The 25,711-nt window shown below is 61.7% G+C and carries 14 protein-coding genes; 2 read left to right on the top strand and 12 right to left on the bottom strand.

Going from position 1 to position 25,711, the window contains the following annotated elements; genetic code table 11:
* Positions 1-280: 280 nt before the first annotated feature.
* Positions 281-1,036, top strand: coding sequence for a GntR family transcriptional regulator (locus E4O92_RS14105; protein WP_135190371.1), 756 nt, complete (start codon positions 281-283; stop codon positions 1,034-1,036).
* Between the two features lie 49 nt (positions 1,037-1,085).
* Positions 1,086-2,273, top strand: coding sequence for a glycoside hydrolase family 18 protein (locus E4O92_RS14100; protein ID WP_229483358.1), 1,188 nt, complete (start codon positions 1,086-1,088; stop codon positions 2,271-2,273).
* Between the two features lie 157 nt (positions 2,274-2,430).
* Here E4O92_RS14100 and E4O92_RS14095 read toward each other — a convergent pair whose 3' ends face one another.
* The 12 genes from E4O92_RS14095 to E4O92_RS14040 all read right to left on the bottom strand — a co-directional run bounded on the left by E4O92_RS14095 (position 2,431) and on the right by E4O92_RS14040 (position 25,672).
* Positions 2,431-3,738 carry an MFS transporter gene (locus E4O92_RS14095; RefSeq protein WP_135190369.1) on the bottom strand — a complete coding sequence of 436 codons (1,308 nt, stop codon included), beginning with the start codon at positions 3,736-3,738 and terminating at the stop codon, positions 2,431-2,433.
* Between the two features lie 162 nt (positions 3,739-3,900).
* The gene (nagZ, locus tag E4O92_RS14090) at positions 3,901-5,391 is read right to left on the bottom strand and encodes a beta-N-acetylhexosaminidase (RefSeq protein ID WP_135190368.1); all 1,491 of its coding nucleotides are present in this window, start codon (positions 5,389-5,391) and stop codon (positions 3,901-3,903) included.
* Positions 5,388-6,194 carry a carbohydrate ABC transporter permease gene (locus tag E4O92_RS14085; RefSeq protein ID WP_135190367.1) on the bottom strand — a complete coding sequence of 269 codons (807 nt, stop codon included), beginning with the start codon at positions 6,192-6,194 and terminating at the stop codon, positions 5,388-5,390. The genes nagZ and E4O92_RS14085 overlap by 4 nt, the downstream gene beginning before the upstream one ends.
* Complete coding sequence (locus E4O92_RS14080) at positions 6,191-7,099, bottom strand: carbohydrate ABC transporter permease (RefSeq protein WP_229483356.1); 909 nt, start codon at positions 7,097-7,099, stop codon at positions 6,191-6,193. The genes E4O92_RS14085 and E4O92_RS14080 overlap by 4 nt, the downstream gene beginning before the upstream one ends.
* 114 nt (positions 7,100-7,213) lie before the next feature.
* Positions 7,214-8,446, bottom strand: a complete 1,233-nt coding sequence (locus E4O92_RS14075) for an ABC transporter substrate-binding protein (protein WP_135190366.1) — start codon at positions 8,444-8,446, stop codon at positions 7,214-7,216.
* Positions 8,447-8,529: 83 nt separating this feature from the next.
* Positions 8,530-9,654: an N-acetylglucosamine-6-phosphate deacetylase gene (gene nagA, locus E4O92_RS14070; protein ID WP_135190365.1), complete on the bottom strand. Its 1,125-nt coding sequence runs from the start codon at positions 9,652-9,654 to the stop codon at positions 8,530-8,532.
* Positions 9,655-9,962: 308 nt separating this feature from the next.
* Complete coding sequence (locus tag E4O92_RS14065) at positions 9,963-11,348, bottom strand: DUF1501 domain-containing protein (protein ID WP_135190364.1); 1,386 nt, start codon at positions 11,346-11,348, stop codon at positions 9,963-9,965.
* Positions 11,349-11,359: 11 nt separating this feature from the next.
* Entirely contained in the window at positions 11,360-13,006 is a 1,647-nt protein-coding gene (locus E4O92_RS14060) for a DUF1800 domain-containing protein (RefSeq protein WP_135190363.1), read from the bottom strand.
* Between the two features lie 195 nt (positions 13,007-13,201).
* Positions 13,202-15,151: a GDSL-type esterase/lipase family protein gene (locus E4O92_RS14055; protein ID WP_206076872.1), complete on the bottom strand. Its 1,950-nt coding sequence runs from the start codon at positions 15,149-15,151 to the stop codon at positions 13,202-13,204.
* A gap of 251 nt (positions 15,152-15,402) precedes the next feature.
* Entirely contained in the window at positions 15,403-18,438 is a 3,036-nt protein-coding gene (locus E4O92_RS14050; RefSeq protein ID WP_206076871.1) for a glycoside hydrolase family 2 TIM barrel-domain containing protein, read from the bottom strand.
* Positions 18,439-18,975: 537 nt separating this feature from the next.
* On the bottom strand, positions 18,976-21,444 hold the full coding sequence (locus tag E4O92_RS14045) for a glycoside hydrolase family 95 protein (protein WP_206076870.1): 2,469 nt from the start codon (positions 21,442-21,444) through the stop codon (positions 18,976-18,978).
* 325 nt (positions 21,445-21,769) lie between these two features.
* Positions 21,770-25,672, bottom strand: coding sequence for a beta-galactosidase (locus tag E4O92_RS14040; protein WP_135190360.1), 3,903 nt, complete (start codon positions 25,670-25,672; stop codon positions 21,770-21,772).
* Positions 25,673-25,711 lie beyond the last annotated feature (39 nt).

The following is a 25,711-nucleotide window of genomic DNA, read 5'->3' as shown; positions in this document are numbered from 1 at the left end:
TATACTCGCCTTTTAATACCAGAAAACTACCACTTAAAATTCTTTTTTGATATGTTGTATGCAACCTACAGATTGTCCACAAGGCAACCCAAGAAGACCGGTTGGGAGGTGGCGTGGAAGCCCTGATGTGCTGCAATGCAGCGAGAAGAAAGCCTTTATCTACAAGGGCTCGCTCCGGATTTGTTAGAAAAAATATGCAGGGTTTTCTGCTTTCATGGATATGTGGTGGTCTTTTTTGGTATTATCATGTCACAAACAGAGAGGGCATATCCGCATTGCCATGAAAAGCGATCGAACGACACCGCTGGTACATATCCGACAGCACCTCAATGAGACCAGTAACCTGCCTCTGTACCAACGCCTGCAGCGCGCGCTGCGTTCGGCCATTGAGCGGCATCTGCTCAAGCCCGAAGATGCGCTGCCGGCCGAACGCCAAATGGCGGCCGATCTCGATATCTCCCGCATCACGGTGCGCAAGGCTATCGATGGCCTGGTCAGCGAGGGAGTGCTGGTGCGGCGTCCTGGCTCCGGCAACTTCATCAACACCCGCATCGAAAAGAACTTCTCCAAGCTGACCTCTTTTTCAGAAGACATGCGCGCCCGTGGACGCACGCCGCATAGCGTCTGGCTCCGGCGCTCGGAAGGCACGGTGACGCCGGATGAGGCGATGCGCCTGCGGCTCAGCCCCGGTTCCAGGGTCTATCGCTTCCACCGTATGCGCTATGCGGACGATGTGCCCATGTGCCTGGAGTACGCGACCATCGTGGCCTCCTGTTTGCCATCGCTGGACGCGGTCGACTTATCAATGTACGAGGCGCTGGAAAAGGCGGGCAACCGCCCGGTGCGCGCGTTGCAGCGTTTATCCGCTTTGCTGCTGAACACTGAGCAGGCCTCGCTGCTGCAAATGAAGGAGGGCGACGCCGGCCTGGCTGTCGAGCGTCTTGGCTTTTTGCGCGACGGGCGCACGGTGGAATTCTGCCGCTCGTACTTCCGTGGCGATATGTACGACTTCGTGGCGGAACTGAATGCGAACTAGGTCTATCTCCTGTGGGCTGGCCGCGGCCCTTGCGCTACCTGCCGGTGCGATGGAAGTCGTCGGCTACTATCCTGGCTGGAAGCACGAAGCTTTCCCCGTCACCGCAGCCAACGTCGACGCCAGCCGCCTGACCATGGTGCTGTACGCCTTTGCCGACGTGTGCTGGGACGGCAAGCACGGCAACCCCGAACCGTCGGTGAATTTCAGCGCACCTTGCCAGGAGCCGCTCAACGGCGCGCTGGCGTTCCGTGACGAAGCCTTTGATGCCGCCAACCTGCGAGCGCTGGTGGCGCTGAAGAAGGGACATCCAAAATTCAAAGTGGTGCTGTCGGTAGGCGGCTGGGACTGGTCCAACCGCTTCTCCAATGTCGCCTCTTCAAGAGAGGCTCGCGCCAATTTCGTCGCCTCGTCAATGAAGGTCTTGCGGCGCTATGGTCTGGATGGCCTGGACATCGATTGGGAATATCCCGGCGAGGCAGGCGTGCCTTGCGTGGCTGGCGAAATCTGTGCCCGTCCGGAGGACCGGCAGAATTTCATCACGCTCGTGCGCGAGTTGCGAACGGCATTGGACGCAGCCGGCAAACAGGATCGCAAACGCTACAGCATCACCATCGCTGCGGGCGGCAATGCCAATTACGTTGGTGACGGCGCATGGATCAAAGAACTGTCGCAGAGCCTGGACTGGATCAACATCATGGCCTACGACTACCACATGCCATGGGAGAAAAACAGCGGTCATCATTCCGCGCTGTTTGCGGACCCAAAAGATCCCGTCGTCGCCAACGGTTTCTATGCATCCGCATCAGTGGAACGCTACCTGCGTGCCGGCGTGGACAAGGACAAGCTGGTGCTGGGCGTGCCGTTCTACGGCTACGGCTTTAAGGGCTGCGCACCGGGGGCAAACGGCGATGGCGAATACCAGAGCTGCAATGGCGGCACCAGCACCGGCATCAATGGCGGCAATTCATATGGATTCGGCCTGCTGCAGAAGCACGGCATGCTGACGCCTGCCCATGAGGGCGGCAATGGCTACCGGCGCTACTGGAATTCGGCGGCGCGCGCGCCTTATCTGTACAACGCAGCGGAGCAGGTGTGGATCACCTATGAGGACCCGGCGTCTCTGAAGGAGAAAGCCCGCTATATCAGGCAGCAGGGTTTGCGCGGCGCGATGTTTTGGGAACTGAGTGGCGACGGTGGAAACCAGATGCTGCGCACCCTGTCGCAAGCGCTTCGTTAAGAACCGGGCCAAAATTTTAGGCGCTGTCACCGCTAGCTGGGGGGCGTAGGGTGGGCAGGTTCTCCTGCCCACGCGTTCAGCGAGTACAGGCCATCTTCGAACAGTTTCGCTGTTCGTTGAACGCGTGGGCGTTCGTAAAGTTTGACATAGCCAAATTTTATGTCGACTGTTCCGCTGGTGCGGCTGTTCGCTCTTCCTGCGGCTGCGCTCGCGCGGTCATCGGAATGACCTGCGACAGCACGGCCACCGGAATCGCGGACAGCATTACCCAGATGAAGAAGTGCTGGTAGCCCAGCGCGATCTGGATGTCGCCGCTGAATAGTTTGAACAGCACGAAGCCCAGCTGCATGATGCCGGTCGCGAAAGCATAGTGCGCGGTCTGGTATTTGCCCGGCGCGACCACCTGCATCATGTACAGGATCAGGCCGACGAAGCCGAAGCCGTAGCCGAACATCTCCACGCTCAGCGCAGCGCCGATCACGGTCAGCTCGGTCGGCTGGAAAAGGGACAGCAGATAGAAGGCCACATTAGGCAGGTTGACCGCGAAGATCAGCCACAAGATGGCGCGCTTGAGGCCCAGCCACGAAGTGAAGTAGCCGCCGGCGATGGAGCCGAGCAGGAAGGCCACAGTGCCTGCGGTGCCGTACACGCCGCCCACTTCGGCGGTGGACAGGCCCAGGCCGCCGAGGTTGCGTGCTTCGCGCAGAAACAGCGGGCCGATGGACTGCACCTGCGCCTCGCCGGCGCGAAACAGGATGATGAAGGCGATGGACACCCAGATGCCCGGCTTTTTAAAGAACTCCACGATCACTTCCCACAGCGTGCGGCCGATGGCGGCGACGTTGGTGTCTTTGCTGACGGTGTTTTTTGCCAGCGGCAGCGCCCAGCCGTTATACAGCCCCAGGCCGACCATAAGCGCGCCGAGGATGCAGAAGCTGATGGTCCATCCGGGAACCACGCCAATGGTCTGCTCGAAGTGCCCGGCCAGCAGCAGCAGGGCGCCGGTGGTGAAGAACTTGGCGGCGTTGAAGAAGGTTCCGGTCCAGCCAGCGTATTTCGCCTGTCCTTTTTCATCCAGGCTGGTGATGTACAGGCCGTCGCAGGCGATATCGTGCGTGGCGGCAGAGATGCCGACCAGTCCGAGCATGATCAGGCAGGCCGCGAACCAGAATGGTGCGTGCAGCGCCAGTGCGACCCCACCCAGGCACAGCCCGCCGAAAATCTGGAAGAACACCACCACCAGCTTTTTGCTGCTGGCCAGCTCCAGGAAGGGGCTCCACAAAGGCTTTAATACCCAGGCGAAGCCGATCAGGCCGGTCCAGTGATTCAGCTCGTCGTTGGGCACGCCCATGCTCTTTAACATCTGGTTGGCCACGATGGCTACCGCGAAGAAGGGCAGGCCTTGCGCCAGGTACAGGCTGGGCACCCATAGTTTCGGGTTGCGGATTTGTTTTTGTTCTTGCATCTGCTGTCTCCGTAAATTTCATTAATGTTGTCACCGTTAAGTGTTGAAGCGTCGTTCCCGCGGAGGCGGGAATCCATAGACAGCGTGAAATGATGCTCAGCATGGGTTCCCGCCTGCGCGGGAACGACGATTTGAGGTCAACACTTAGCGCAGACAGCCTTCTTATTCAAACCCTGGCACCGGTGCTTTACCGGTTGCTTCAAGCTCGCCCGCCAGCCAGGCGTTGATGGCGTCGAGCGCCGGCTGGGCGAAGCCGTAGGTCATCAGCGCCGGCGCGTCGATGTCCAGCGCCTGGTACGGATTCCACAAGGCCAGGTGCAGGTCGGGACGCCAGGTGCTGCGCGCATGCTGGCCGTAGCGCAGGCGCGAGGTTGAGGCCAGCATGGTGAAGCGGCCGTCCTGTGGCAGTGCGTTCCAGTCGAAGGTTTCGGCGTCGTCAAAGGTGACCAGTTCCACGTCGTACAGCTTGCGCAGCGATGCGGCCACCACCGCGGCAGGCACGCCAGCTTCCGATACGCCGTCGCTCACCACGTCCTGCCGCGCGACCAGCCGCACCTTGGCTCCCTTGGGTGGACGCTGCGGCGCGCGGTAAGCGGTCAGGCTCCGGCGCCAGCCCCGGGCCATGATCTCGCGGTCCGCCGCATCTTCCGTGTACGTACGCGGCGCGCATGGATAGGCGCGCGCCAGCGCGGACAGGCGGTCCAGCCGGATCTGGATTTCGTCCTGCGCAAGTATGCCCGAGTCGATAGCGGCGGCGATGGCATCCAGCGTTTCTTCCTGCGTTTCGGCTGTGCCCAGCGCCATCACCATATCGGCGCCTGCGGTCAGTGCCCGCACGGCGGCATTGCCAACGCCGTAGCGGCCGGCGATAGCGTGCATATCCATGCCGTCGGTGATGATGATGCCCTTGTACTTCCAGTCCTCCCGTAGCAGGTCGTGGAGGATGCGGCGCGACATCGTGGCCGGATTGTCCGGATCCAGCGCAGGGTAGACGATATGCGCGGTCATCATGGCGGGTGCGAAGGCAGAGGCGATGCGAAACGTCGCCAGTTCCTGCCGGTCCAGTTCTTCGGCCGGCTTGGCCACCATTGGCAGGTCGCGGTGCGAATCGACGCTGGTGTCGCCGTGGCCGGGGAAGTGCTTGACGCAGCAGGCCACGCCTTCCGCATGGCTGCCGGCCATCCACGTGATCGCCAGTTCTGCTGCGCGTTTCGGCTCGGCGCCGAAGGAGCGTTCGGCGATCACCGGATTGTGCGGGTTGTTGTTCAGGTCCAGCACCGGCGCAAAGTTCCAGTTGAAGCCCAGCGCCTTGACGGCGCGCGCGACAGCGGCGCCGGTGTCGCGCGCCAAGTCGGTATCATCTGCTGCGCCTAATCCCATGGCCGCAGGTGGCGCGGGCACCCAGGTCGAGCGCACAACGGCGCCGCCTTCCTGGTCGATCGCGATCAGCGAATCCGGCCCCATGACGGCACGCAGGTCGGCGGTCAGCCTGCCCAGCTGTTCGGAGTCGGTCATGTTCCCGCGGAAGAGGCATACTGCGCGGATGCTGTTCGCCTTCAGGAATTCGGCAGTGGCTGGGTCCAGCACGGTGCCGGGGAAGCGGATCATGATCAACTGGCCGGCGGTCTTTCTGAGTTCGTCTTGTTTTGTCATTTCACAGCTCCGTCCATGCCGCGCATGAAGAATCGTTGGGTAAACAAGAAGGCTGCCAGCGTGGGCAGGATGGTCAGCACAGTCCCGGCGGCGATGACCCGGGTGCTGCTGCCGAAGGTGCCGCGCAAATACAGCACGCCGACCGACAGCGGAAATTCGTCGGGCTTGCTCATCACGATGGAAGGCCAGATGTATTCGTTCCAGGCTTCCACCGCTGTCAATATGCCGACTGTGGCCAGCCATGGAGCGATCAGCGGCAGCATGATGCGGCTGAAGATAATCCATTCCGATGCGCCGTCCAGGCGGGCGGCGTCGATCAGGTCCTGCGGGATTTCTTCAAACGCCTGCTTGAGCAACAGGATGGCCACCGCATTGACGACGTTAGGCAGGATCACGCCGGCGTAGGTATCGACCAGGCTCAGTTTAGTCACGGTGATGAAGTTGACCAGGAAGTTCACCTCCGACGGCAGCACCAGCGTGGCGAGGATCAGGCCGAACACCAGCTTTCGGCCCTTGAACCGCATGCGTGCCAGCGGATACGCGGCGGCGGAGCAGAGCACCAGCTTCCAGAACACGGTGCAGGCGGCGATGAACACCGAGTTGCGCAAGAAGCTCCAGAGCGGGATCGTGTCGAACACTTCGATAAAGTTGGCGAACGATGGCTCCTTCGGCCAGAAGGTCGGCGGGAAGGCGAAGATGTTCCCTTCGGTGGACAGCGCGGTCACCAGCGTCCACCAGAACGGGAACACGCCGACCACGGCCAATGCGCACAAGGCGAGGTAATGGGCGATCGTCTTTGTCATCGGTGCCTGGGCTTTATGTAGCGAAGGCACAGCAGGGCGATGCCGATGCAGAAGATGGAGACGACGAAGCTTGCGGCCAGTGCGCGCGGCAGCTTCAGGTGCTTGAGGCCTTGGTCGTAGGCGTAATACAGGCCGGTGAAGGTGGAGTTCATCGGACCGCCCTGCGTGAGCACATCCACTTCCTGGTACGCCTTCAGTGCGGCCAGCACGGAGAGGATCGAGCAGACCGCAATTGTCGGGCGCAGCATGGGCACGGTGATTTTCCAGAAGCGCTGCCAGCGGTTGGCGCCATCGAGAATGGCGGCTTCCTGCATTTCGGCGGGAACGGCTTGCAGGGCGGCGAGGTACATCACCATGTACCAACCCAGGCCTCGCCAGAGCGTAACGAACATGATCGAGAACAGGGCGATGGTGTCGTTGGAGAGCCAGCCGACGGGGCTGTTCACGAGTTGGAGCGTGGTCAGCACGTAGTTGAGCGCTCCCTGTTCGTGGAACATGAAGCCCCACATGATGCCGACCACCGATACCGTGGTCACGACCGGCACGTAAAAGGCAGCGCGGAAGTAGCGGATGCCGGGCAGCTTGTTGTTGACCAGGACGGCCAGGCCCAGGGCGCCGATCTGCACGAAGGGGACGATCAGCAGGAACAGCAGCGAGTTTTTCAGGCCGGTGACGAACATCTCGTTGTCGAAGATGTAGCGGAAGTTGTCCAGGCCGACCCAATGGGTTTCACGTATCAGGCTGTAGTCGGTGAAGGCCAGCAAAGAGCCGAACAGCACCGGCCAGAATGAGAAGACGGCCAGCAGGATGAGGGCCGGTGCCAGGAACAGCCAAGCCGTCAAATCCGCGCGCCGCAGGCGCCCCATAACCCCAGAACCGTCGTCCCCGCGCAGGCGGGGACCCATACTGAGCATCCTGCCACGCGGTCTATGGGGGATCAATGCCGGGGTGCATTGATCCGCCTTCGCGGGGACGACGGAGGTGGCTTGCGCTGGACTGGTGTGGTCGGCACTCATCTCTCAGTGGCTCCGCTGCGAGGCAAGCTTTTTATTCCAGATCGCGACCGCCTGGTCCAGTGCCTGCTTGATGTCCTGCTTGCCTGTGACTCCTGCTTCGACGGCTTTCACAAGGTAGCGGCGCAGTTCGTCGTAGTCGGCGATGCCGGCCACGTACAGGGTATGCGAATGCGGCATTGATACCGCGCCTGCCGCTACGGCCTTCTCCGCCGCGCCGGCTCCCGGCGGCACCGTGGTAAAGAAGGGGTCGTTTGCCGCCTGCGCCATCGCCGGATACACGCTGGCCAGCCTTGCGAAGGCCAACTGGTTCGCATCGTTGGTCAGGTAGCGCGCGAACTTGCCGACTGCGGGCAGCAGTTTGGGGTCCACGTTTTTCGGCACGGCGAAGTGAATCAGCCAGCCGCCGTCGGCAATGCCTGTCGGGCCGAGCGGCGCGGGTGCGACGTCGGTGATGGCGTAGATATCCCTGGCGTCGCTTTCGATCCGCTTGACCGCGGTCGGCGGCGCGAGCAGCATGCCCAGGCGTCCGCCTTTGTAGGCGTCGATCGCGGCGGGGAAGTTATCTTCTGCGAAGAGTGCATCCTTCAGCAGGCCGCCGGCCTTGTAGGTCTCGGCCAGCTTTGCGATCAGCGCCACGTGCGCGGGAGAGTTGAAGACGGCTTTGCCGTCCTTGATGACCGCAAGACCCTGCTGCATCATCAGACCGTCGATTTTCGACAGGGCGGGGCACAGGCCAGCCTTGCCGGTGCGCGCTGCGATCTGGCGTGCAAACCGCAACTGCTCGTCGAGATCGCGCGGTGCGTGCGCAATGCCTGCCGCCTTGAAGATTTGCGTGTTGTAGGCGATGACAGCGACATTGCTATACATCGGGAAGCCGTAGGTCTTGCCGTTGAAGGTCAGGTCTTCCAGCGTGCTGGCGAGGTAGCGCGGGCGGGCATCGGCCAGCAGGTTATCGACCGGCGTGAGCAAACCGTCGCGGGCGAATTCATCGGCCCATGGCACGTTAAGATTGACCAGTGCCGGCGGCGCTCCTGCCACGATGCGCGTGACCAGCTTGGTCTGGATGACGTCCCACGGGAAGTCCACCCATTCCACCTTGACGCCGGGATTGGCCGATTCGTAATTGCGCACCAGCGTCTCGAAATAGGGCGTGAACCTGGGCTTCATGCTGAAGGTCCAGAACTCGATTTTTTCGGAGGCAAAGGCACTTGTCGCCAGCAGCAGCAACGCCGTCACGGCCGCTCGGGCAGCAATGACGGACGGGCGAACACGCTTAGCTGGTCTTGGTTCCATCGCTGGCCAGTTGCTGCGCTACGCAATTAGCGGCTACTTTCAACATCATCGAGGTCACAAAACTCCCCTTCGATATAGACGGCTTTAAGGTTCAGGTCACGGTCCAGCACCACCAGGTCGGCGTAAGTGCCGGGAGCCAGGCGGCCACGCTCGGGCAGGCCGAGATAATCGGCCGCATACATTGAGACACGTGCCGAGGCGTCCGCCAGATCGAGGCCGAGACCGACCAGGTTGCGCAGCGCCTGGTCCATGGTGAGAGTGCTGCCGGCCAGCGTGCCGTCAGGCAGGCGCACGCCACCCATGCATCTCATGACGGTTTGACGGCCCAGCATGTACTCGCCATCCGGCATGCCGGTGGCGGAAGTCGAATCGGTGACGCAGTACAGGCGCGGAATGCAGCGCAGCGCGGCCTTGATGGCGCCCGGATGCACGTGCAGCAGGTCGGGGATGAATTCGGCGTACCTGGCATGCGCCAGCGCGGCGCCCACTATGCCGGGCTCGCGGTGGTGCAGGCCGGTCATGGCGTTGAACAGATGGGTGAAGCCGTGCGCGCCGTGCTCCAGCGCGGCCACGCCTTCGTCGTAGGTGCCCAGCGTGTGGCCGATCTGCACGCGCATGCCGGCGTCGGACAATTCTTTGACCAGTTCCAGGTGGCCTTCGAGTTCCGGCGCCACGGTGATCAGTTTTAAAGGCGCCAGTTGGTCCAGCTTCTTCACGTCGGCCAGCTTGGCCGAGCGTGCGTATGGCGGCTGCGCGCCCAGCTTGCCGGAGTTGATGAACGGGCCTTCCAGGTGCGCGCCTAGTACCCGCGCTTCGCCTTTGCCTCGCTTTGCGGCGGCCAGGCCGATGCCTTCGAGCGCCAGATCGATGTCTTCCGGCGGCGCGGTCATGGTGGTGGCCAGCATGCAGGTGGTGCCGTGCCTCGCATGAACGGCCGCGATGGTGCGGACGGCATCGCCGCCTTCCATCACATCCTTGCCGCCGCCGCCGTGCACATGCAGGTCGATAAAGCCAGGCAGGATATAGACTTCTTCGTTTTGCGCGGGATTTGCCTGGCTGCCGGTGATGGCGGAAATACGTTCGTCGAAAGTGATCTCGCCGTGGACCCAGCCCGCCGGTGTCAGGATATTGCCTTCGATTGCATCGCTCATCTGCGCGACTCCGCTACGAATTGAAAGCCTGGGCCGGGATGGCCTGCGTTGAGCACTATAGGGGTATGCAAACCAGCTTGTCAAAAGGTATATAACTGGTATTAACAAATTAATTGAGGTGCCAGGCGTTTTTTCTTCGGGTGAAGGAGCAAGCTTTTGTTTTTAAACGATATCTTTTCCCGGCACGCGCAAGCGGTCAGTGTGGCTTTTGCATGCCACTTTGGTCTGCCTTTGGTAGGGAAAGGATCGATCAGCCCTGACCGCACCTATGCCGATTTGTACTCGAACGAAGGCTGCGCCTGTTCCAGCTAGGTCATGAACCCGAGATCGCGCTGACTGAAGTTGGCGAGATTCGGCAACAGCATGAGCAGGTCGCTATCCGAAATCCCCAGCCATTTGCCAAGCGTGGCCGCATACTGGTCGACTGAAGTGGTCGGCAGGAGCCGGCCTTGCCCCACATCGTCCGGACCATTGTTGGCAAGGACCGGGGCAGTACCGTAGAAAGCCTTGCCCGTGACTGCGCCGCCGAGCATGAAGTGCATGCTGCCCCAGCCGTGGTCGGATCCGTCGTTGTTTCCGCTCAGGGTGCGGCCGAAGTCCGATGCGGTGAAGGTGGTCACCTTGCTTGCCACGCCAAGTTCAACGGTCGCATTGTAGAAGGCCTCCAGCGCATTGCCGACGCTCGATAGCAGCCCCGGATGCACGGTCAGCAGGCCGTCGTGGGTGTCGAAACCGCCCAGCGACACAAAGAACACCTGCCGCTTCGCGCCAAGCGCTGGCGCTACAGAGATCATGCGCGCCACCATCTTCAGTTGGTCGGCCAGCCTGTTCCCGGCAGGGAAGGGTGTACTCATTGACGGCCCCGTGGCGAGGGCGGACGTGAGCACGCCGTTGGCAGCGATCGCGCGGCCGGTGACCCGGTTGTATTCGGATTCGAGCAACTGGGTCCGCGGCTGGGTGATGATCGTACGCAGCGCCTCGCTGCATGCGGAGGACCCGAAGAGCGGGGTGGCGAGAGCATTGATGGGCGTGGAGCCGCCCGTCGACACCTGGTATTGCACTGCGCTCTTGCCTGAAAGGTAGACGGCGTTGCCGGACACGTTGACGCAGGTGAATGTGGCATTGCCATTTCCTGACTCGAACAGATCCCCCATGCGCCCGCCCCAGCCCGAGGCCGCGCCTTCCGGCGACGAGGATTGCCACACCGACTGCTGGTCGTTGTGCGAGAACAGCTTGGGCGGAAGCGGCACGGCGCGGTTCGTGTACTGCTGCTTGGTGGTCGGCTGCAGGAGCGTGCCGACGTTGAGCAGAATACCTAGTTTGCCGGACGCGAACAGCGGCGCCAGCTTGCCCAGTTCCGGCGCCAACGCGTACTCGTGTGCTACGCCATTGCGGTCTAGCGGCACGTTCGCCGGATTGAGCACCGTGCCCGCAAGCGCGCTGCGGCTATAGGCCAGCGTAGGGCGCAGTTGCTGGTAAATCGTGTAATTCGTGCTGTCGTAGGGCACCAGCGTGTTGGCGTAATCATTGCCGCCGTAGAGGAAGACGCATACCAGCGCCTTGTAGTCGCCGGCACTGGCGGCGGACGCTTCTGCCATTGCCGCCAGATTCAGTGCCCAAGGCGTGGCTGCTCCGGCGACGGACAGCGCGCTGGCGCGGCGGAGAAACGCGCGGCGGGAGGCGTTGGTGGTCATCGCGTTTCCTTTCAGTGCAGGATGGTGAATTCCGGTGCGGCCAGAACGAGCACCAGCGCGGCATAAATACGGTTCAGGCGCACAGTGTCGGAGCCGGTTGGCATCGAATCGAGGGCCGTTCGCAGGATCGTCAGCGTGGCGCTTTGCAACTGGCCTGCCGCCAGCACTGTATTGAGCTCGTCGAGCAGCGCACCGGCGTTGTCGGCCAGCGGCAGCAGCTTGCTGTAGTCCGCCTTCACATCGCCCACGCCCCGGCTGACCGCAGTCTGCATGTAATTGATGTAGCCGACCGTGCTCGACTCGTTGGTCAGCTGGAATTCGGGCGCGACCAGCCCCGCGCTGGCAATCGCGCTGTTCGGCGGCACGTAGCCGGGGCGGAAGAAGTTGAAGACGCTCGGCGATCGCAGCGGGCTCTGGCCCAGCCGGGTCGCCGCGTCCGAGGTGTTTCCGATGTTCCATGCATCGCTCGCCGACGCCGCATTGAATGCGCGCGCCCAGGCCACGAAGCGAAGAATCGGTTCGCGCTGCTTGCCGAAAGCCGGTCCGGCGGCGACAGCCGGATTGCGTGCCTCGTCGTCAAGCAGGATCGCCTTGATCACGGCTTTCAGGTCGCCCCTCACGCCTTTGCCGTCGTTGTTGAAAACGGAGGCGACGCGCGCCACGTACGCCGGCGTCGGGTTGCTGCACACCAGCCGCTGGATCAGCTGCTTGCCGATGAAGGGGCCGACATTCGGATGCGCAAAGATGATGTCCAGGGCCGCTTTCAGGTCGCTGGCGCCGTCGCCGCCCCCGCCAATGTTGGAGCCGAGGAAGGTTTTGGAGCCGGTCTCGTGACGCGAAGCGATCTGGGTCATGGGGCGGCGCTTGAAGTCCGGCGCGTTGTTGAAGTTGCCTCCTGCCATGTCGTAGTCCCAGCCTGTGAACACGCGCGCCAGGCCCGTGATGTCGTCCAGCCCGTAGGTTTCCTGCGGCTGGCCATTGGCGGACTTGGCTGTGCCGTCCAGGTTGAGTTGCACCAGTCCGATGCTAAAGAGCTGCATCAGTTCGCGGGCGTAATTCTCGTCCGGCATGGCGCCGGTCTTCGGATCGAATTTCGTATTGCCGCGGAAGGTGAGGAATTCTCCCATTGCGGCGCTTTGGGAGACCGCCTGCAGCAGGGTTCGGTAATTGCCGAAGGCATTGGTTTCCAACAGATCGAGGTAGGCGGCGCCCGTGAACTGCTTCCAGCCGGCCCCCACGAGGCCGTCGATGCCGACCACAACGATCTCGGACAACGCAAGGGTGATGCGCTGGCGCAACGTGTCAGGTGAGGCGATTAGCTTGCGCCAGGCGCAGGCGTCGAAACCCGCCTCCGAGTTGCGGTTGGCGACGTCGCTGTAACCGGCCGCCACCAGCCAATCCCAGCGCGAGATAGAAGGGGCGAGGCCGAATTGCTCCTCCAGCCAGCCGTCGTAGCCGAGCGCTTTGACGCGCGCGATCTGGTCGCGGTTAGCGCCCATTGACGCCTGCGCCAGGAAGCGCGACGCGTCGGCGTCGGTGATGGCGCCGGCCACAGGCCCGCCGTTGTTGCCACCGCCCGCTACCGGACCGCCCACCGCGGGGGCGGCGCCACCGCCGCCACCGCCACAAGCGGTCAGCAGCGCCGCCGAGCTCAGCATTGCAGCCGCAAGAGCGGGCTGTGCGTCCGGCACGCTGGTCGGGAGCGCTGGGTGAGGTTCCGTTTTTACCATGCCTACCATCCGGGAGTAGTTACTGTTTGGAAATGGTAGATCGAGATTAGGAATTGAACAAGAAATTATTCAACCGCTGCGCGCGGAAAGCCGGAAAGCGAGCACCGCGGGAGGGGCGCCCCCTCAGTCGCGGGCCCGCATGCTGGTGAGCACATCATTTTCCATCCGCGTTGGCTGGGCCAGCACCCACATGAAATACAATTCCTTGGCGGCTTTGGCACGGGTAACTACTGCCCTGGGCTCCAACTCGCGCCCGTTGGTCATGCGGCCGCGCTCGATGCCTTTTTCCGACCGGATCAGTCCCAGCTCGTAGGCATCCTTGACCTTTGCAATCAGGGCTTTTGAGATATCGGCTGTATCGCTCAGGCGTGCCCAGTTCACCAACGGGTAGTACATCGCGCCCTGTGCGCCGGTGTCCAGGTTCGGGTCGTAGCCGGGCATGCCAGGCACGACAGTCTTGCCGTTGTAGTCGGTCATATATTTCGGCTGCGCGGAAAACTTCAGATGGTAGGCGTCGTCCACGATTGCGCCCATCACTTCGCGGGTCAGGGGACCATCGGCGTATCCCGCCAGCGAGCCGGATGGCAGTTGCATGAGCTGGGCGAGGGCGGCGGTGAATTCCCGCGTTTGCATAGCCAGCTGTGGATTGAAATGGCCGTGCGCGTCTTTGTGCAGGACACCAAGCTGGAGCAGCTTCTCGATCTGATTGCGGTAGTACGCGTTCTCGCCAACGCGGATGTCGTTGGCGATTTCGGGATAGATCGTCGACCAGTCACTAGTGGCCAGCGCAGCCTGCACGTCGCTGCGCAACTGTCCCACCAGGCGCGCCGCCACCGGATCGCCCTGTTTGGACAGCCGGCCCAGTTCGGTCACGATAATGCGGGCAAACTGCTTGCCAAGCGTTTCTTTGTAATGGGTGCCATCGATCTTGTTCGCCGGATGGCCGTTGGCGTAGCTGCCGTCGTTCGTCTTGCCGGGCGTCTCGCCGGCTTCGAGCGACATCACCATCGCGGTAACCGCGGCATTACCGGCCTGGTTATAGAATTCGACGCTGCGCGCGTTCAGGTCGACCACGGTAATGCCCTCGTCAGCCCCGATTTTCTTCATCAGGTCGGGAAAGCGTCGCTTCTTGAATGAGTTCGCGTAAGGCACGTCGGGCTTCTGCGCGCCATTCACGCGCGACATCGGGGTGACAAGCACGGGGACCATGCCGCGCGCGCGGATTGCGGGCAGATACACGTTGCGGATCATGTATTCGTACATTTCCTCGGTCGCGCCCCGGCCATAGCGGCGCATTTCGTCCTCGCTTTCGTCGTTATGGCCGAATTGGATCAGGACGATATCGCCGGGGGAGCCGGCCAGCAGCAGGTCATTGAAACGGCCTTCGGCATACGCGTTCCTGAACGAACGTCCGCCCTGCGAATAGTTCACGACCTTGACCTTTTTTGGGTCGAACAATTTGTTGAAGACTTGTCCCCAGCCGCTCATCGGCGCCTCGTCAAAAGTATAGGACTTGACGGTAGAGTCGCCCAGCGTGAACACGGTCGGCAGCGCGCCGGCAGGGCGCGGCTGGACGGCGACCGGAGTGAGGGTGATTTCTTCGATGCCGACGGGCACGTTGATCTTCTTTGGCTCGACTTCGATGTCGATGAACTGCTGACCGTTCACATAGGAGTAGTTCCATTCCTGGCCGTTGACGAGCATGCGCGTCTTATTGGGCAGCAGCCCGGCCGCATCCCAGAACGTATTTCCAAGCAGCCGGCTGGTCTGCATGCCGGAGATCGAGACGATAGTGTCATCCGCGCCCGATGTGGTGCGAATCCGGATGGCATACGTACCCGGCCCCGCCTTGATGCGGAAGGCCATGCCGAAGTTGTTTTGGTTGTCGCTTTCGTGTCCTTTTTCGGCCTCGAAAGCCGGCTCGCTGATGAAAAAGCCGGCGCCATTGCTGCGGATCGAAGCCGTGTGGACGGTGCGGGCCGGCTGGGCGCCCGTTTGGCTCACGAAACCGTAGCCGAGCATTTCGTTGTAGAGCGGGGCGCCGCTTTGCGCATCCCACGTCACGGTCGTCATTCCAGGCTTGGGCTGGCTGGAAAAATTGAAACGCAGTGCGGACGGCGGTTGGTTCGGCACAGGTGCAGCTGCGGCCCATGGCGCAGCGGCAGACAGTACGACCAATGAGAGGGCCCAACCGGCCAACTTGATTGCTGCGCGATGTGTGCTTGATTTCATTAGCTTTTCGTTTCTGGAAGAAGACTGATGCTGAGGTGGCAGCGCCCCCTTCGCGAAGAAGGGGACGCTGCTTGCGAACAGCGGATTGCCGATCAGGCTGTCAGCCAGCGAATTGCGTTGAGCAGGAAACGCGTTTGCAAGGGCGCCGCCATGTCCGGAAGACGGTGGAACAGCAATTTCATACCGGCTTTTTGCGCCGTGAAGCTTGCCGCACCCATGTGGCGGTCGTGATCGCGGCTGTAGGCTGCGATGACTTCGATACCGTCGCCGTCGACGATCAGGCCATTGGATGGTTGACCTTGGATCTGGTGCCAGACTCCGGCCGCAATGTCGGTGGGGATGCCGTCGAACAGGGAATGCGCCCGGAGGATATTCCAGTTGCCCATCCACGGTGCACGCAGGTTTCCGACCGGGCCAGCATAGTTAAACAGGCCCAAGTCGGTCAGCTGCTTGGCAACGCCATCCGCAAGACCGTCTTCGGGAACCATGGCCAGCAGCGGCAGCCCGCCCTTGACTGCGGTTAGCACCTCGGACGGGAGTTCGCCCAAGACCAATTTCGGCTTCTCGCCCTTTTTCGGGGCGGCTTCGAGGCCCGTCTCGTCGCCGATCTGGCGGCGGCTGATTTCGTCAGCCTTCAGGCCGGAGGCGATCAGGCCGTCATATGGCCTGCCTGGTTGGAAGTCCTCGATTTCCACCCCCGGCAATGCAGCCAGGCGCTCGCGCAATGACTTGGCGATTCCCGAAACCGCAATGCGCGTCGGCTTGGCAGCCGGCTTGAGATCCGTTCGAGTGACCCACAAGTCTCGCGTGAACGTCACCTCAGGTCGGCCGGACAATTCAAGGCGGATGGTATGTTTGCCCTGTTTGGAAAACGCCGGCGTCTTCACGTGCTCGGCCAGCACGTAGCTGAACTGATCAGCCACATTGGCGGGTACCGCATAGTCGCTGATTTTGGTCGACTTGCCGTCCGGGTCAATCACGCTCAGGGTCAACTTGCCGGATACCGATTTGCCGGTGTCATTGAGCAGCCAGATGTCCAGGTCCGCCATTTCGCCCGTCGCGTATGTGTAACGGCGCTGCTTTGCGACCGGGCGCACCGGCAAGAGGCTGACGCGGATCAGGTTGGGATCGGCATGGAAGTAACGCAGGTTGTCCACGATGCCGGAATGGTTCTCGATCGAGGTCGATTCCCAGCCGCTGATCGCAGCCATGTCGACCTGGTCGCAAATCCGGATATTTTCCAGGTAATTCTGCCAGGCGTCGTACTGCTTCTTGCCGACGGCCAGGAAGTAGCTTTCGGTGGTAGGAAACGCCTTGCGGAAGCCCCATTTGTCGAGGAATGCGGCGGCACCGCCAACGATCGCCTTGTGGTCCTCGAGGTCGTAGCTCTTGCCGCCACGCCGTTGGATGTCGGCGATCATCTTCACATGGTTGTCGCCGACAGCACAGCCTTGCATTTCGCCAAATTCGACAATCGCCTCAGTCATGGTTTGGCGATGGATGAAATTGTCCTTGTCGACATAGAATTTGTCGTACCACTGGTCGCCCGCGCCTTGGTGATTCACCCACCAGCCGCCTGCCTTTTCAACGTCGGAGCGGTAGAAGTGATCGTCATAAGGCAAGAACATCGCCTGCGCAGCACCTCGCCCCACAAAACCATCATTGAGGATCACGCTGCGGCTCGGATCGAGGTCGTGCATGGCACGCAGGACCGATTCAACATCGGGATTGTTCAGGTCGGCCGATACTTCATTTTGCAGCGTGTAGTGGACCAGCGACGGATGGGAGCGCATGGCGCGCACCATGGCCTTGCACTTCGAGACCATGAAGTCCCTGCTGAAGGCGTCGGCCGGCGACAGGCTTTCGCCCGGTTTGAGCATCTTACCGAGCGCCATGCGTCCCGCCCCCGGTTCCATCGTACGGGTCAGGCCCATCTCGTCCTGAATATCGAGCACCTCCGGCTTGCCGACATTGCGGTGGAAGGCGAGCGAATTGAGGCCCAGCGCCTTGGCGGCCAGGACTTCGCGGCGTGCCAGTTCCGGTGTCGGAAACAGGCCGTTGTACCCCCAGAATCCCCACGAGATGGCCGTATAAAGCTTGATGCGACGGCCGTTCAGGCGGAACAGGGCATTTTTGCCGATGCCCTCGGCGGCGAACCAGCGAAAGCCAAAGCGCACGATTCGTGTGTCGACCGCCTTATCCGCCTTCCATTGCAGGCGCAAACGATAAAGATTCGGGGTGTCGAGATCCCACAGCTTCGCGGATGGTACGTGGACGCGCAACCGTGCCGTCGTCATTCCATCAGCGGTGCTGACCTGTTCAACCTTGACCTCTGCCGGCACCGCCGCGCCTGATTTGTCCAACACTTTGGCGCTCAGGTCGGCAGCGTTCACCACGCGTTTGGTCGAAATTTCAGCATGGGCCATCACAACGCGCGGATCGGGCGTATTGAGAACCCAGGCATCACAGATCCGGCCCTCCATCGGGTGCATACTCAAATGCAGGCCGCGATCGATTCCGCCAAACCCATGCGAATGATAGAGCTTGACCTTGCCCCAAGGGGTGTTGTTGGAGTCCTTCCAGTCGTATCGTCCGCCGGGATTGGTGATGCGAATAGCCAGCCGGTTCGGCTGGCCAGGCTTCATTGCAGCCGTAAGATCGCAATCAATCGGTAATTCCGACATGATGGAATAGCCGACCAACACTTCGTTCAGGAAGACTTCAGCGCGCATTCGGGCGCCGCGGATGTGCAGCCATACTTGCTGCCCATTTGCCGAAGCAGGGATATCGATCTTTTTCACCCACCAGGAAACGCCCGGCACCGCGCCATTCTGTGGCACGGGGTCGTCCTCGGCATAGCGGTATTCGTCGGCTGTATAGGACCGCTCACCGAACTGGCCCCAGAAATGCTCTTCGACCGTTGTCGGCAGGGTCACGGCGAGGCCCTGGCTTTTGTAGAGCGCGTCCCAGCCACCTGTCGGCGGATTGACCGGCAGGGACGACATGGGCGGGACATTCTCCGGCAGGTAAATCACGTCATCTTGCCACTTGGCGGCGCGGTCGAGCCAAAGGGTCCAGCCGTCGTCGGCGATGGCGAGCGGATCGGGCGTTGCGGCCCCGGTCGTCATGGCGTTACCCAAACCTGCTGCTTTAACGGTGCTAACCAGGCCAAGCGCTGCTGAAAGGCCCAGAACATTGCGACGGTTTATTGATATTGACATTGCGAGTTGTTTTTCGTGTGCCGCCAGCCGAATAGTTCTGGTAAGACGACGCCATGCGGGGGACTGGTCGATTAGGTTTTTTATAAATTATGTACTGGGTTGGCCAAAAAAATTTGCGAGGCGATGGTAGTCGCGAAAAATCGATATGAGGGTTGGTTGTTTCCGTAATCATCGGGATGGGGTGGCGGTGCCGGCTAAAGCTTTGGTATTGCTCGTGATGACCTGATGATCCCAACCTGATTCATTTCTTTGTTGTTCCTAACTCGTCGTTCCCGCGAAGGCGGGAACACATGCTGAGTTGGAGCGGTGATTGCGTACGCCGCAAGAATACGGCATGTGTTCCCGCCTTCGCGGGAACGACGGGGATAAGCGGGCGGTACTAGTTCAACGAACACGGATCCCGTTAGATAGTGCTCATCGTGCCCGCGTTCGCGGGCGACGTGGTTACGCGCGCTGCGCCCCATCCAGCCGCGCACGCCCTTTCTCATCGAGCGCAATTGAGGTCAACTTGTCGCCATACCGCACGTTCACCTTGCCATGCGGCTTACCCCGCAGGCTCAGGCGCTGCAGGCGGCCGTTCGCCCAGTCCAGATCGAGTTCGATCCCGCCCCGTGCGCGCACGCCATGCAGCGATCCATCGGGCCACGCCTTGGGCAGGGCTGGCAGGATGCGGATCTCGCCGCCCCACGACTGGACGATCATTTCGAGAATCCCCGCCGTCCCGCCGAAATTGCCGTCGATCTGGAAGGGCGGGTGCGCGTCGAACATGTTGGGGTAGGTGCGCGTCGGCCCCAGCAAGCCGGTGAGGATCGAATAGGCTCGCTCGCCATCGCCCATGCGCGCCCACAGCGCCAGGCGCCAGGCGGTGGCCCAGCCGGTCGATTTGTCGCCGCGGGTATTGAGCGTGACCTTTGCCGCTTCGACCAGGGCAGGGGTATCGCGCACGTTGATTTGTTCGCTTGGGTAGACGCCATACAGATGCGAAACGTGCCGGTGATTTGGTGCCGGCGCCTGTCCATCCCAATCCTCCAGCCATTCCTGCAACTGCCCTTGGGCGCCGATGCGGTCGGCAGGCAGGCGCGCGCGTGTGTCCGCAATCGTTTTGGCAAACTCCGGGTCCGGATCCTTGACCAGGGCGTGCGCCGCCAGGGTCCACGTGAACAGGTCGCGCACGATCTGGCGGTCCATTGCCGGGCCTGCGCAAATGGCGACGCCCTTATGGTGTGTATTCTCCGGCGAGATCGACGGCGACGTGACCAGGCCGCGGCCCTTCGGATCTTCGACCAGCGTATCGACGAAGAACAGCGAAGCGCCTTTCAGGAGCGGGTAGATGCGCCGCAGGTAAGCGTCATCGGGTTGGTATTCGTAGTGGTCCCACAGCGTCTTGCACAGCCACGCGCCGCCACACGGCCACATACCCGAATTGGGGCCGTCGATTGGTGCGGTCCCGCGCCACAGGTCGGTGTTGTGATGGGCCACCCAGCCGCGCGCGCCGTAGCTTTTGCGTGCCGTGACCGCGCCGGTGACAGCCAGGTCCTCGATCATGCGCAGCAGCGGTTCTACGCATTCGCCGAGGTTGGCCGCTTCGGCATGCCAGTAGTTCATCTCGGTGTTGATGTTGATCGTGTACTTCGAGCCCCACGGCGGATTGGTTCCTTCGTTCCAGACACCCTGCAGGTTCGCCGGTTGGCTGCCCGGACGCGAGGATGACAGCAGGAGATAGCGTCCGTACTGCACGTATAGCGCAGCCAGGCCTGGATCGACCCGGGTCTCGGCGCCGGCGATGCGCTCGTTGGTTGGCTGCGCATCGAACGCGCTTGCGCCGAGCCGGATCGACAGCCGATTGAACAGGGCGCGATGCGCCTTGACGTGATCGCTCCTGAGCCGGTCGTACGGCTTGCGGCTTGCTGCTTCGGTATGGTCGCGAACAGCCCTGACCGGATCGCCGCTTACGTCGGCGTAGTTGACGTAGCTGGTCGCCGCGGCCACCAGCAGGGTGATCGTCTTTGCTCCGCGCACCCGCAGCCGGTCGCCGTCCGCTACGATCTTGCCGTCGCCAAGCGCCAGGACGCGCACGGCGTAGCGCAACGCCCCGGGGATGCCTGACGATTCCTGGTTGTGGCCTTCGATCAGAAGTGCGTGGCTTCCGTCAGCGCGAATGGCCGGCTCCACTTGGGCTTCGCCGGAATTGCGCGGCTCCTTGAAATCCCATGGCGCGCCGACCATTGCCGCTGGCGCGGTGCTCGTGTCTCCATACTTCGCTTTACCGGGCTGGCGGTAGGCGACGTCAAAGCTCAATGTTCCCGCGCCCTTGGCTGCCAGCCGAATGACGATGACCTGATCAGGCGCGCTTGCAAATGCCTCGCGCACGTGCTGCGTTTTGCCGTCGGCGAAACGGGTCGTGACAATGGCGGTATCCAGGTCGAGCGAGCGCTGGTAAGCGCTGGCGCCGGCCAGGCCGTCGAAATCGAGCAGCAGGTCGCCTGCTGCGCCGTAGGGCATTTGCCGCCTGGGCCGAGCGATCATCGACTCGGACGCGAGGTCGGTCGCCTCCTTGTACTTCTCCTCGTCGATCAGCGCGCGGATCTTCGGGAGCGCCGCAAGGAATTCCGGGTTGTTGGGATCGTGGGGGCCTCCGGCGAACAGCGTGTCCTCGTTCAGTTGCACGCGCTCCTGCGCCACTCGCCCGAACACCATCGCGCCGAGCCGGCCGTTACCGACCGGCAGAGCCTCGACCCATGCTCCGGCAGGCTTGTCGTACCATAGGCTGAGGCTTTCCCGATTGCCGTTGGACTTTGCGACCACGGTGGCCTGTGCGAGCCCGGGGTAGGCCATCGCCAGACCCATCGACGCCATGAAGCTACGCCGGTTCAATTTGAAGCCCTCTGCTGCCTTGACTGCTTTTGTTTTCAAGTCGTACTCCTGAAGCTCAGTTGGTTGAACGGTTGCTGCGCAGCGTAACGGACGTGCCTTGCAGCCCTTCGGCGCTCACTCGCACTGTGATCGCGCCGCTGGACCCTGGTTTAGCGCGCACGATGCCCAGCAACGGGATGGTCCAGGGGGCGGCCGCCGGCCGGAACAGGCCAACCTACGGTTGACGCGAGTGTTTCACGTATCCTCCAAAGAAAAGGTTGGCCGCGCAATGGGACAGGTTATCGCTGCGAATTCGTCGCGCCCAATTCTGCCGGTCTCGAAATTGCGCTCCCTCGGCCGATCACGATGACCGAGGGAGCGGGCCTTATCGCTGCAGATTGCTGGAAGCCGGCATGATTTCCAGCGGCACGCCTCCGCGCGCTGTGCGCAGGTTGACCAGCTTGACGGGCTCCAGCGCGTTTTCCGGCTTGCCATCCGTGGTCACCGCCAAGGCAATCGTATTCTCGCCGTTAGGATTGAGGATGCCCGGCGGGATGACGAAGGTACGCTGCGGCCCGATGTGCGCGATGAACTGGCCCATGTTCCAGCCGTTGACGAAAATGAGTGCGCGATTTTCACGTTCCGAGCGCGGCTTTGTGGTATCGCCGAACGCGAGGCCAAGCTGGATGTCGTGGCCCTTTGGCAGGTCGAGCGTAAAGCTGGTGCGCAGCCAATAGGTGCCCGGTGCCGGCGGGACATCGCCGGTTTTTGCCTGGGTCGAGCCTGCGTCCTTGACCTTGCCCGGCAAGTACCAGCCGGCCCGCTCGCCGTACAGGCCGCCATTGTTCATTGGTCCGCGCACGAGGTCGGCGATGGCCTCGCCGCCCTTGTTACCCTGGATGCGCCACTGAATCGGCACCGCGAATCGGTTACCGCCTTTCAATGTGAGTGATGCCGCGATCAGGCCCCGCGCTTCGCGATGATAATCGTCGGCCATCAGGTTCCAGTTGTGCGAATTATTGCGCACCATGACCGCAATGACGTGCTGGCCTGGCGTCAGATCGCCAAGCGCCAGTTTCACGCTGTCGGTGGTTTCGGGGAAGGAGCGGCCCACATCGAGCTCATGCTGTCCCACGAATTTGCCGTCGATCCAAACCTGAATCATGCCGGCCCCGCCGGCGCCATAAAACAGCTCGAGTTGATTGGTGCGGGGATCGGCAATGTTGATTCGGCCGCGGTACCACACGTCGCCATGGTGAAAACCGTAATCGCTCATTGAAAGCGTCGGCTGGCCGCGCTCGGGCAGGGTCCAGGTCTGAGCCGCCGAGGCGCGGTGATCGGCAACAATCCAGCTCGAATCGTCGAAGTCGGCATTGGCTTCCAGGCTGTCCATGCGCCGCGTCCAGGCCAGGCTTCCCAAGTCTGGCAGGGTGAATGAATCGGGGCCTTTGACGACGCTTGTCTTAACGCTTCCATCGGGCTGTGACTTCAGGCTCAGGGCCTGTCCGTTGAAACTCACCGAAGAGAAGGCTGTTCCCCAGATTTCGAATTCGCTGTTCTGTGATGTATCGCCCAGCAGGTCCAGTTTGCCGCCGCTGATTTTGGCCGAGCGGACCAGGGCCGGGCTTAACTGGAGCACCTGGCCGGCCGCTGTTTTCTGCGACCAGAAATTGAAGCTGGTCTTTTCGTCGGCCAAGAGCAGTAGCAGCGGGGCGCGCTGGCCGCCCGAGATGCGTACGCGCGCCAGACCGTCGTGCACATACGTCAGCTTGAGGTCGCCCGTTTTAGGGTCGTATTGCGACGCCACTTTGCCTGACAGGACTTCAACTTTGGGAGCGCTCGAATAGCGCAGAAGGGTTTCTCCTTGCTCGCCGTCCCGACCATGGAGCAGCGCGATGTCGCGTTCGCCATTGCTGAAGTGGGTCTGGATTTCCGAGGTCGAATAGACCAGATGCTGCCGTTCCAAGTCGTAGGAGGCCAGCAGCATCTTGCCATCCTGGCCGTTAAGGCGCATTGGAATCTTGTAGCTGCCATCCTTAGAGGACAGGTCGAAGGTAAAGCTGTCGTCGGTCAGGCGGTCGGACGGGCTGTGTACGGCAAACAGGATATGCGTGCCGAGTGTCGGGTTGATGTTGTGATAGACCTTGACCTTGTCGGACGAGGTCTTGATCGGTTCTCCCTTTTCCATCTGGGCCAGCACCTGTTCGGCCGCTTGCACGAACATGCCTTGTTGCTTGAGCGCGTACGCCTTGGGGCGCAGGCCGCGGTCTTCTGAAATGGCAGCGCCATAATCGTATGAGGTGTAAACGACGGGCCCTCCCAGCCATCCCCACGAGGTGCCGCCGAAGGTCATGTAGATATTGTGGATGGTGATGCGGTTGATCAGGTTGGTGCCATAAAAGACGCGCTGATAACCCTTGCCCTGGCGCTCGGCGGTGCAGTTGTAGGTGCCGTTCGAGCCCCAGTAATCAAACCAGCCGCCACCCAGTTCGGCTGCAAAGCCCGGCGTACCCGGGGAGGACAGCGCGCCGATCTTGCCCGGATTCTGGCCATAGATGCCCCAATCGGGCGCCCTGTTCGGACCCCGAGGGTCGGCGTGGACATTGCAGGTGCCTCCGGGATAACCGTCAAAGGCATACAAATCGGTCGGCCCTGGATTGGCCCAGGGCGCGGTCGAATTCTTCGGCGTCCAGTCCGGCAAGCGTCCGGCGGCGTTATGGAAGAAGGGGACGGTAATGCCGTCTGCGCGCGCCTTTTTGGCAAGGTGATCCATCTGGCGCGCGTGCTTGGGTTCGACCTTGCCCAGTTCGTTTTCAAGCTGGTATGCGATCACATTGCCGGCACCAATCGTGATCTGGTGACGGGCGATGATGGCATTTATCTGGGTCATCCACTCATCGACGGCTACCAGATAGGCCGGATCGTCGGTACGGGCCTCCGCGCGGTTCCTGAACATCCAGCCCGGATACCCGCCGCCGGATAGTTCGGCATTGACATACGGCCCGGTGCGGGCGATGACGTACATGCCTTCTTCCTCGGCAATCTCCAGCACGCGTTCGACATTGCGCACATTCGAAAAGTCATAGACGCCAGGCGCCGGCGAGTGGTAACCCCAGTCGAAATAGAAGGCCACGGCGTTAAAGCCGGTTGCTTTCATCTTCTGGATCACATCGCGCCACAACGACGGATTGGGCAGGCGGAATGGATGCATTTCACCCGACCAGATGACGATGCGCTTGCCATCGACGGTCAAGGAATGCTCATCCCAGGCCACCTGTTTTGGCTGCCCCTTCGGTTTGGTGGCGGCGGCAAAGGCCTGGCGGTCTTCATTCAACACCGTGAAATGGCGTACCACGCCCGATACGCCGCCCAGCTCTTTTTTCGGCGACCAGGTCTGGAAGCCGTCATGGCTGTCGGAATACCAGTACCGTTTGGTCGTGTAATCGTCAAAATAAATGCGCCAACCGCCGCCCGGCAGTTGGACCATGGCCTGGCCTTCCAGTGGACCGCCCCAGCCGGCCCAGTCGCCTTTTTTCTCGACAGTCCACGGTCCGAGCAGCGAAGTGGCGGTGGCCAGTTCGACGAAGCGGGTGCTTTCGTTTTTGATGAAGGCGGTGTAGCCCTTGTCGGTTGAGACGACAAACGTATCGATAAAGTTGTCCTGCAATCCCTGCATGGGCTTGGGCGCCGACCATTTGGTGAAGTCGGCATTGGGCTCGAGGACATAAGCGCCGAACGGGCCTTTTTTGCCCCCGGACGAAAGGGAAACGACAACCTTGAGCGAGCCGTCCTTGTCGCGGAACCATTCAGGCGCCCAAGTGTTGGTGGTGCCCGAGCGGGCGATCGGCACATTGCGGACAAACTGCCAGTGTTTCAGATCACTGGAGCGGGCAATGCCGAATTGCGCGCCATCCCAGCCGGTGGTGTAGACCACGTAATAATTGCCGTCCGTGTGGCGGATGATCGATGGATCGCGCAGCAGGCCATTGGGCGGCGTGTAGGCCTCGGAGGCCAGCGTGGTGAAATGGATGCCATCGGTCGAGGTGAGCATGCTCAACTTGTTCTCCGACGTCGCCATGAAGCTCGACATCAGGAATACCGGAGCATCCTTGGCTGCCGCCTGGGCCTGCGTCGCCTGGCGGCTGGCGCCGGATGCCTGGGGAATGCCCAGTTCCTGCGCCAGCGGACTTACAGCAAAAGCGGCCCCGGCGGCGCCTACGATTGCGAATTGCGAAACACGGGACAGGCTGGCGCGACGCTGCGACGAGAGAAAAAGTGTTTTCAGCATACTCACTCAGTACAAAACGATGAATCGGGTGAGTCAGCC

Source organism: Massilia horti (genome assembly GCF_004614195.1).
Classification (GTDB): Bacteria; Pseudomonadota; Gammaproteobacteria; order Burkholderiales; family Burkholderiaceae_D; genus Telluria; species Telluria horti.
This window is presented reverse-complemented; position numbering and strand designations above follow the sequence as displayed.

Bases quoted from the DNA above. Each gene is read 5' to 3' on its own strand.
- E4O92_RS14065 (WP_135190364.1), bottom strand. From the start codon at position 11,348: ATGACCACCAACGCCTCCCGCCGCGCGTTTCTCCGCCGCGCCAGCGCG.
- E4O92_RS14060 (WP_135190363.1), bottom strand. From the start codon at position 13,006: ATGCTGAGCTCGGCGGCGCTGCTGACCGCTTGTGGCGGTGGCGGCGGT.
- nagZ (WP_135190368.1), bottom strand. From the start codon at position 5,391: ATGACAAAACAAGACGAACTCAGAAAGACCGCCGGCCAGTTGATCATG.
- E4O92_RS14095 (WP_135190369.1), bottom strand. From the start codon at position 3,738: ATGCAAGAACAAAAACAAATCCGCAACCCGAAACTATGGGTGCCCAGC.
- nagA (WP_135190365.1), bottom strand. From the start codon at position 9,654: ATGAGCGATGCAATCGAAGGCAATATCCTGACACCGGCGGGCTGGGTC.
- E4O92_RS14085 (WP_135190367.1), bottom strand. From the start codon at position 6,194: ATGACAAAGACGATCGCCCATTACCTCGCCTTGTGCGCATTGGCCGTG.
- E4O92_RS14050 (WP_206076871.1), bottom strand. From the start codon at position 18,438: ATGACGACCGGGGCCGCAACGCCCGATCCGCTCGCCATCGCCGACGAC.
- E4O92_RS14080 (WP_229483356.1), bottom strand. From the start codon at position 7,099: ATGGGTCCCCGCCTGCGCGGGGACGACGGTTCTGGGGTTATGGGGCGC.
- E4O92_RS14105 (WP_135190371.1), top strand. From the start codon at position 281: ATGAAAAGCGATCGAACGACACCGCTGGTACATATCCGACAGCACCTC.
- E4O92_RS14040 (WP_135190360.1), bottom strand. From the start codon at position 25,672: ATGCTGAAAACACTTTTTCTCTCGTCGCAGCGTCGCGCCAGCCTGTCC.
- E4O92_RS14100 (WP_229483358.1), top strand. From the start codon at position 1,086: ATGGAAGTCGTCGGCTACTATCCTGGCTGGAAGCACGAAGCTTTCCCC.
- E4O92_RS14055 (WP_206076872.1), bottom strand. From the start codon at position 15,151: ATGACGACCGTGACGTGGGATGCGCAAAGCGGCGCCCCGCTCTACAAC.